Annotated in this window: 10 protein-coding genes and 1 pseudogene; 1 reads left to right on the top strand and 10 read right to left on the bottom strand. The window is 45.4% G+C overall.

All coding sequences use genetic code 11. The annotated features are described in order from the left end of the window. Positions 1-225: IS3 family transposase (locus HMPREF9098_RS12430; protein WP_155803297.1), on the bottom strand; the 225-nt coding region annotated here is incomplete at its 3' end. Between HMPREF9098_RS12430 and HMPREF9098_RS11345 the strand changes: the two are divergent. Next, positions 125-382, top strand: a pseudogene (locus HMPREF9098_RS11345) (carboxyvinyltransferase); the annotation flags it as partial. The gene HMPREF9098_RS12430 and the pseudogene HMPREF9098_RS11345 overlap by 101 nt on opposite strands. Before the next feature lie 73 nt (positions 383-455). Here the strand turns inward: HMPREF9098_RS11345 and hisIE are convergent. From hisIE to HMPREF9098_RS11340, 9 genes are all read right to left on the bottom strand, one after another. Next, on the bottom strand, positions 456-1,106 hold the full coding sequence (hisIE, locus tag HMPREF9098_RS02780; protein ID WP_003781805.1) for a bifunctional phosphoribosyl-AMP cyclohydrolase/phosphoribosyl-ATP diphosphatase HisIE: 651 nt from the start codon (positions 1,104-1,106) through the stop codon (positions 456-458). 5 nt (positions 1,107-1,111) lie between these two features. Further along, entirely contained in the window at positions 1,112-1,885 is a 774-nt protein-coding gene (hisF, locus tag HMPREF9098_RS02775) for an imidazole glycerol phosphate synthase subunit HisF (RefSeq protein WP_003781804.1), read from the bottom strand. After that, complete coding sequence (gene hisA / locus HMPREF9098_RS02770) at positions 1,867-2,616, bottom strand: 1-(5-phosphoribosyl)-5-[(5-phosphoribosylamino)methylideneamino]imidazole-4-carboxamide isomerase (RefSeq protein ID WP_003781802.1); 750 nt, start codon at positions 2,614-2,616, stop codon at positions 1,867-1,869. Before hisA ends, hisF begins: the two co-directional genes overlap by 19 nt. A 168-nt stretch (positions 2,617-2,784) precedes the next feature. Then, a complete protein-coding gene (gene hisH / locus HMPREF9098_RS02765) occupies positions 2,785-3,384 on the bottom strand; it encodes an imidazole glycerol phosphate synthase subunit HisH (RefSeq protein ID WP_003781801.1) in 600 nt (199 codons plus the stop codon). Between the two features lie 42 nt (positions 3,385-3,426). Beyond that, on the bottom strand, positions 3,427-4,515 hold the full coding sequence (gene hisB, locus HMPREF9098_RS02760; protein ID WP_003781800.1) for a bifunctional histidinol-phosphatase/imidazoleglycerol-phosphate dehydratase HisB: 1,089 nt from the start codon (positions 4,513-4,515) through the stop codon (positions 3,427-3,429). An 18-nt stretch (positions 4,516-4,533) separates the two neighbouring features. Further along, positions 4,534-5,592 carry a histidinol-phosphate transaminase gene (hisC, locus tag HMPREF9098_RS02755; protein ID WP_003781796.1) on the bottom strand — a complete coding sequence of 353 codons (1,059 nt, stop codon included), beginning with the start codon at positions 5,590-5,592 and terminating at the stop codon, positions 4,534-4,536. A 99-nt stretch (positions 5,593-5,691) separates the two neighbouring features. Continuing rightward, complete coding sequence (gene hisD / locus HMPREF9098_RS02750) at positions 5,692-6,978, bottom strand: histidinol dehydrogenase (protein WP_003781794.1); 1,287 nt, start codon at positions 6,976-6,978, stop codon at positions 5,692-5,694. A 54-nt stretch (positions 6,979-7,032) separates the two neighbouring features. Then, positions 7,033-7,932, bottom strand: coding sequence for an ATP phosphoribosyltransferase (gene hisG, locus HMPREF9098_RS02745; RefSeq protein ID WP_003781791.1), 900 nt, complete (start codon positions 7,930-7,932; stop codon positions 7,033-7,035). A 289-nt stretch (positions 7,933-8,221) separates the two neighbouring features. Further along, positions 8,222-8,398, bottom strand: coding sequence for an NAD(P)-binding protein (locus HMPREF9098_RS11340; RefSeq protein WP_003781789.1), 177 nt, complete (start codon positions 8,396-8,398; stop codon positions 8,222-8,224). Positions 8,399-8,578: the final 180 nt, after the last annotated feature.

The following is an 8,578-nucleotide window of genomic DNA, read 5'->3' as shown; positions in this document are numbered from 1 at the left end:
GGGGGGATTTTGCAAAGGTCTCCGTCGATGATTATCGTAATCCAAATAATCCCTTACCGCATTAACTATCTCCTCTCGTGTATTAAATTCCCGACCATAAACGCATTCCGTTTTTAATAGTTCGAAAGCAGTAAATATTCGTACTGCGCTACATCCGGGAACTCCAACCGATATGCAGGCACAATTTACGTTGTTAAATATGGTTGCAGAAGGCAACAGTATCATTACCGAGACTATTTTTGAAAACCGTTTTATACATATTCCGGAATTGATTCGGATGGGCGGTAAAGCGGAAATCGAAGGGAATACCGCAGTTTGTCATGGCGTAGCTACCTTGTCCGGAGCCGAAGTGATGGCAACCGATTTACGAGCTTCAATTAGTTTCCGAATCAATATATAATAAAATCAATAACTTACACTTATCTTTCGTAAAAACTTTGATTTTCGAGGGGCGTTTATTTATTCGAACCCTCCGGATGCAAGCCAATTCCCTGATGGCGTTCTTGTAATTTTGCAATCACATCCGCCCATATTAGTCCTTGATGGTGCAATAACACGGTTAAGTGATAAACCAAATCCGCTGCTTCACTGAGGGTTTCCGGTTTATCTTGCGAAACGGCAGCTAGCGCCGTTTCTACCGCTTCTTCTCCCAGTTTTTGGGCGATTTTCTTAATGCCTTTACTGTGCAGTGTTGCGGTGTAAGAACTAGCCGGATCGGCGTTTTTCTTTTCTGCTAAATGTTGCTCCAGTTGGGCGAACCATGTCCAATGGCTGGTGACTTGTTGGGTAAATCGATGAAAGCAGCTGTCTTCTCCGGTATGACAGGTTGCGCCGATAGGATTGGCTAAAATTAACAAGGTGTCATTGTCGCAGTCCAAGCTCATATCCACGATATTTAAAAAATTCCCCGAGGTTTCCCCCTTGGTCCAGAGGCGTTGCTTGGTACGGGAATAGAAGGTCACCTTGCCTTCATTGATGGTTTTGGCTAAGGCCTCAGAATTCATATATCCCAACATCAACACCTGACCGGTTTGTGCATGTTGGACAATGACAGGCAGTAAGCCATCAACTTTTTGCCAGTTGATAAGGCTAGTATTAAGCATCATTTTCCTTACTCTCTGATTTCAATATTGTGTTGACGCAAATAGCGTTTGAGTTCCCCAATCTGAATAATCTGCTTGTGGAACACGCTTGCGGCTAATGCGCCGTCTACATTGGTTTCGATAAAGGCATCGCGAAAATGCACCATTTCGCCTGCACCGCCCGAGGCAATAAGCGGTACGCGGCATACTTGGCGCACCATTTTAAGCTGTGTGAGATCATAGCCTTGGCGTACGCCATCTTGGTTCATCATATTGAGCACGATTTCACCCGCACCACGGCTTTGTACTTCTTGCACCCAATCAAGTAACTGCCAATGGGTTTGGCGGGTACGGCTTTCATCACCAGTATATTGGTTGACCCAATATTTACTGGTTGATTGCTCAAACCAGCTATCGATGCCAACAACGATCGCCTGCACGCCAAAGCGTTCGGAAAGTTGGTTAATCAAATCGGGATTAGCTAACGCAGGAGAGTTGATCGAGATTTTATCCGCGCCAAAAGCAAATAATTGCTCGGCATCAGCGACAGTTTTAATCCCGCCGGCTACGCAGAAAGGAATATCAATGACTTGCGCCACGCGTTGCACCCAGCTTTTATCCACCGTGCGGCCATCCGATGAAGCGGTAATGTCGTAAAACACTAACTCATCAGCACCTTCGGCAGCATAGCGTTGTGCCAACGGCACAATATCGCCAATAATTTCGTGATTGCGGAATTGCACGCCCTTAACGACTTGCCCATCACGTACGTCCAAACAAGGGATTATCCGTTTTGCCAACATTCGATTGCCTCCGCTACATTAAATTTGCCTTCCAACAAGGCGCGTCCAACAATAACACCTGCTACGCCGGTATTTTTAAGCGCCTCAATATCTGCCAGGCTACCAATGCCGCCCGATGATTGAAATTGAATATCGGGATATTGCGCGCAGATTTCACGATATAAATCAACGTTTGAACCTGCCAAGGTGCCATCACGCGAAATGTCGGTGCATAACACATGGCGTAAGCCGACACTTTGATAGTCTTCGATTACCTCTTCCAACAACACTCCGCTAGCTTCTTGCCAGCCGCTGATTGCCACAATTTTTTGACCGCTTGCATTGATGTTGATGTCCAATGCCAACACGAATTTCTCTGCGCCATATTGAGTAAACCATTGTTTTACGGTGGCGCGTTCTTTAATCGCTGTTGAACCGATCACCACGCGGTTTGCGCCTGCCGCCAATAAATCGACAACATCTTGTTCGCGACGAATCCCTCCACCGACTTGCACAGGGCAGGGCGTTGCAGCAATGATTTGGCGAATTAACGCGGTTTGGCGGGCCTGTGGATTTTTCGCTCCGGTTAAATCTACTAGGTGTAATTGCTGTGCCCCTTGGCGAACGTAATCGGCAAATTGTGCGATAGGATCGTCGCAATAAGTAGTTTGTTTGGCGTAGTCGCCTTGATGTAACCGCACAACTTGACCATCAATTAAGTCAAGGGCGGGAATGATTTGTGATGTTTGCATAGGTTTTCCTGTGTAATGTAATCAGTTCTTCTCTTTAGCAAAGAGGGGTTAGGAGAGATTTAGCAGAAGTAATTTTCAACCTCGTGAGAAATTAGACATCCTAATCAAATCTCCCCCTGCCCCTCTTTTCTAAAGAGGGGGGGGCGTGCGTTATTTTAGCTCTGTGGTTTATTTCACTTTTTCCACAAAATTTTTCAACAACAACGCACCATTTTCGCCTGAACGTTCAGGATGGAATTGCACGCCGTAGAAGTTTTCGTAGGCGATAGCAGCAGAAAAATCCACACCATATTGGCTGGTCGCAATGGTATTTTCATTAGGCAATACCGCATAGCTATGCACAAAATAGAAATGGCTGTCCTGCGCAATGCCATCAAATAGCGGGCTATTTTCATCAAAATGTACGCGATTCCAGCCCATATGTGGCAACGGCAAGCCCGTATCCGGAATCAGTTCGGTTTGCCCACTCATTAAACCAAGGGTGGAAACATTGCCTTCGGTAGAGAATTCCGTCATTAGCTGCATGCCTAAGCAAATGCCTAACACAGGCTGTGTGAGATTTTGGATTATTTCAACCAAGCCTAAGCGTTGTAAATTCAGCATCGCTGCCTTGGCGGTTCCTACACCGGGTAAAATTAATTTATCGGCAGATTTAATTTTATTGAGATCATTGGTGATCTCTGCGCTATATCCTAATCGCTCAAAAGCAAATTTGACAGAGGAGAGGTTTGCGCATTGGGTGTCGATGATGGTGATGTTGGTCTTCATTTCTCTTTTTCCATATCTAAGAGTGATATCAGGATAATCGTGTTATAAAACACCCTTCGAACTCGGCAATTCATTCCCTTCAATTCGAATCGCTTGTCTTAAAGTTCTGCCGAAGACTTTAAATAGGCTTTCGATTTTATGGTGGTCGTTGTCGCCGGTGGCTTTGAGATGAAGCGTGGCGAGTAGCGAGAATGCCAGAGATTGGAAAAAATGTTCGGTGAGTTCGGTGCTAAAATCGCCCACTTTGTCGCGTTTGAATTTGGCGTTGAATTTGATCCAAGGTCTGCCGGATAAATCCAAGGCACATTCGGCGCGGCATTCATCCATCGGGAGCACAAAGCCGAAGCGGGCGATGCCGCGTTTGTCGCCAAGCGCCTGTTTCAATGCTTGACCGAGGGCGAGGGCAGTATCTTCCACCGTATGGTGTTCGTCGATCCACAAATCGCCGTTGCATTGTACGTTCATGCGGAATCCGCCGTGAGTGGCGATTTGGTCAAGCATATGATCGAAAAAGCCAACGCCGGTTTTGATTTCGTTAACTCCGGTTTCATCCAACCATACTTGCACTTTAATATCGGTTTCTTTGGTTTTACGCACCACTTCGGCAAAACGTGGTGCGCGGTTGCCGATATTACTTACTGCTTCGCCCAATAATTTTTCGGCAATCAATTCCCATGGCATTTGTTGCGGATGGTATTGAATGGCGCGAATGCCTAAATTTTCAGCCAATTGCACATCGGTTGCTCGATCGCCAATAACAAAAGAATGCGCAGGATCGAATAATTTCTCCTCAATATATTTTTTAAGTAACTTGGTTTGTGGTTTGCGGCATTGGCAATGATCTTCCGGCTTATGTGGGCAAATCAACACATCATCAAACTCAATCCCCTGTGATTTGAATAACGCCATCATTGCATTATGCGGTTTATCAAAATCTGCTTGTGGGAAAGAGTCCGTTCCCAAACCATCTTGGTTTGATACCATCACAAAACGGTATTTTTCTTTCAGTTTCAGCATCGCTGGAATGACGTTCGGCTCGAATTTGAGTTTTTCAAGGCTATCAATTTGAAAATCGGTTTTCGGCTCATCAATCAAGGTACCATCGCGGTCAATGAAAAGAGTAGGTTGCATGGGCTGTTCTCCTGTGTATTAGTTGATTTGTTTGATGGCTTCAACCACTCGTTCACATTCTTCTTTTGTGCCAACGGTGATACGAATGCAGTCTTGTAAATTTAACGCTTTATTTTGGTCGCGCAGAATAATTCCCAAATCCCACAAGGCTTTAAATACTTTTTCGCCATCTTGGCATTTAAATAGCAAATAATTGGCTTCACTTGGAAAGACTTGTTCTACCTGCGGTAATGCAACTAGCTGGTCGGCAAGCCATTGACGATTGTCTAGGGTGGTTTGCACGCGTTTCTTAACCACGGTTAGATTTGTATCGGCAAGCGCCTGGGCGGCAATATCCGCACTTGGAACCGGAATCGGATAAGGTGCAATTACCTTGCTTAGAATTTGAATCAATTCCGCATTGGCCAAAACAAAACCGCAACGTAATCCAGCCAAGGCAAATGCCTTAGAAAGGGTGCGAATGATGGCTAAATTTGGGTAGTTTTGCAGCTCGTTGGCGAAGCTCGCTTCAGGACAAAATTCAATATAGGCTTCATCAACCACCACAATCGCTTTGCCGGCGGTCATTTGCAATAATTTGATTAAATCTGACCGCTTGAGCAGATTGCCGGTCGGATTGTTTGGGCTACAAACAAATACCGCTTTCACGCCGTCCAATTGCGCTTCAATGGCTTCCAAATTGAGCTGAAAATCGGCATCGAGTGGCATAGTTTTGCAGGTAACATTGGCGGTTTCAGCGCTGACTGCATACATGCCGTAGGTGGGTGGGCAGAATAAAATGGCATCATGTGCGGGTTCACAAAAGGCACGAATAATCAGCTCAATGCCTTCATCGCCGCCACGGGTGACTAAAACGTTCTCGGCGTTGACTCCGGCATAGGCCGCATAGCCTTCAACCACTGCCTGTGGTTGCGGTTCTGGATAGCGGTTTAAGTCTTTACCGGAAAGTTGAAAATTCGGCGAAAGTGGCGATTCGTTTGCATTGAGCCAAATCGTCCCGTTGCCACCCAGTTTGCGGGCGGATTGGTAAGGGGTTAGTGCTTGGACGTTGGGACGGGAAAGCTGTGTTGTGTTCATATGTTATCCTTTTTTACGTTTTATTTAACCATAATAAAATCAATTGGTTAGGTATTATTTCGCAAAAACTCGGAAATCCGAGAGGGCGTTTGATTTAGCTTACTGCGCATTTAGTTTTGCCAAACGAATGCTGACAGCCTGTTTGTGGGCATCTAATTGCTCAGCCTCCGCCATTACTTCCACGGTTTTTGCTAGATTTTTAAACCCTTCAGGGCTGAGTTCTTGGACGGTCATCCGTTTGCTGAAATCCGCTAAACCAAGACTAGAGTAGGTTTTGGTATAGCCATAGGTCGGCAACACGTGGTTGGTACCGCTGGCGTAATCGCCCATGCTTTCCGGGCTGTATGCCCCTAAGAAAATTGAACCAGCATTGTCCAATTCCGGCAAGAGTGCGCGGGCGTTTTGGGTTTGTACGATTAAGTGTTCTGGTGCGTATTCGTTGCTGATTGCAACGGCTTGCGCCAAGCTTTCGGCAATAAAAATACGACTGTGGCCAAGGGCTTTGTTGGCGGTTTCAGCTCGTGGTAAACGCGCCAGTTGGCGGGCAATAGCCTGTTCTGTTTGTGCGGCTAATTGCCCATTGGTGGTGACTAATATCACTTGGCTGTCAGCACCATGTTCGGCTTGGGAAAGCAGATCGCTAGCGATAAATTCGGGATCTGCCGCTTCATCCGCGATGACCAACACTTCTGAAGGGCCTGCCGGCATATCAATGGCAGTACCGCTTTGCACCACTTGGCGTTTGGCCTCAGTAACAAAGGCATTACCCGGCCCGAAAATTTTATCAACCTTAGCCACCGTTTCGGTGCCTTGTGCCATGGCAAAAATGGCTTGTGCACCGCCCACCGCATAAATGGTTTCCACGCCACATAGTTGTGCGGTGTAAAGAATTTCATCGGCAATTGGTGGTGGGGAGCACAGCACAATTTTTTTACAGCCGGCAATTTTTGCTGGAATCGCTAACATCAAAACAGTCGAGAATAATGGTGCGGAACCGCCCGGAATGTATAGTCCTACGCGGGGAATCGGACGGGTAACCACTTGGCAGCGCACGCCAGCTTGGGTTTCGATGTCGATTTCTTGATTTTGTTGTGCCTTGTGGAAGGCTTCAATATTGGCTTTTGCCTGTTGAATTGCTTGCGCGAGCGCTGGGGAAATTCGAGCGCTAACTGCGACGATTTCCTCAGGAGAGACAACAAGGCTTGTCAGTTTTACTTTGTCGAATTTTTCGCACAATTCAAACAACGCGTTATCGCCGTTTTGCGCAACATTTTCACGAATCGCATCCACCGCCTGTTTAATGCTTTCACCAATTTCTTGTGCCGGACGGGCAAGGGCTTGGCGTTTTTCTTCTTGAGTTAAGTTATTCCAGATTAAAGTTTGCATTGCCTATTTCCTCTTATTTAATTTTCTTTTCCCGTAAATGGAAACAAGGTTGGGTTATTCCATCATCTTCTCTATTGGTAATACCAAAATCGAGCTGGCTCCGATGGCTTTTAATTGCTCCATAGTTTCCCAGAATAAATTTTCTTGGCTGACAACGTGCATCGCGACTTTTGTGCTATCACTGGCTAATGGCAAAATGGTTGGATTTTCAACCCCTGGGAGTAGCGCTGTAATTTGTGTCAGTTTATCCTTTGGTGCATGCAGCATAATGTATTTGGATTCAGAGGCTTGTTGCACACCTTGGATGCGGGTTAGCAAGCGGTCAACCAGTGCTTGTTTTTCTGTATCAAGCGGTTCGGCACGTTGAATTAAGCAGGCTTTAGAACGGTAAATCACTTCGACTTCTTTTAAACCGTTGGCTTCTAAGGTCGCACCAGAAGAGACTAAATCGCAAATTGCCGCGGCTAGTCCAGCACTTGGAGCCACTTCTACCGAGCCATTGAGCAGACAGTTTTTAAAAGGCACACCTTGTTGTTGCATATAGCGACGTAAAAGGTTTGGATAGGAGGTGGCGATGCGTTGATTAGCAAGGGTTTGCACGCCGTTGTAAGTTTGGTCACGGTCAATCGCGAGCGAAAGGCGACAGCCTCCGAAGTCTAATTGGCGTAGTTTTTTGTAAGCGATGGTTTCGCCAGCTGCCAATCGACCGAGCTCTTCTTCTTCCAAGACATTTTCGCCGATGATACCTAAGTCTACGACACCGTCAAAAATCAACCCTGGGATATCGTCATCACGCACACGCAGGATTTCAATCGGTAGGTTTTCCGAATAGGCGATAAGCCGTTGTTCGTTCCAATTGATTTTTACCCCGCATTGTTTGAGTAGAGCAGCGCAATCTTGGCTTAAACGGCCTTTTTTCTGTAAGGCGATTTTGAGTCGGTTTTGTGTTTGCATATAAATAGCCTCTGTAAAAATTATTGATGTGAAATAGAAAAAGCCCTCGGAGGTACGAACCTTCGAGGGCTTTACGAGATTTTTTTCTCAGCGACTCTTATCTGTTTTTCAGGTAGCACCAAACGCTTGAATGTGAATTCAAGTGGTGGTGATAGCGACGATTACCTAAAAAAATCATTTTTTGAACCTTATCTAAAATAGAACTGGACTTGACTATACTGAAGGATAAGTGTCAGCGCAAGCCCAAAAAGAAAAAAAATTTAATTGATGTATTTTTTATTGATCAAGATCATGAATTGCTTTTATCTTGTTTTATTTCTTCAATAATCGAATGATGCGGTAGGAGATCGATTTTTTTGCCGTTATCAAAAACACTAACCTGTTGCCAAGTTTGCCGCAATTGTGCGGCACAGAACAAACCTGCGGCACCGGCGCCAATAATAATGGTAGGAATAAAGTTCATCATAGCACCGTTGTTGCCGTTCGCGAATTTTGAGAAACGTAACCGCTAAATGTGAGAAATTTAAAACGTTTCAAGTTTCTCATTTTTAGCGGTTAAAATCCATGAATTTTGAGAAACAAAAACGTCCTTTAATAATGATTTAAAGGGCGTTTAAATTTTAAGTCTTAAAACTTATAAACCGAG

Source organism: Kingella denitrificans ATCC 33394 (assembly GCF_000190695.1).
GTDB classification, from domain to species: domain Bacteria; phylum Pseudomonadota; class Gammaproteobacteria; order Burkholderiales; family Neisseriaceae; genus Kingella_A; species Kingella_A denitrificans.
The sequence above is the reverse complement of the archived record's forward strand: the minus strand, read 5'-3'. Positions and strand labels throughout refer to the sequence as shown.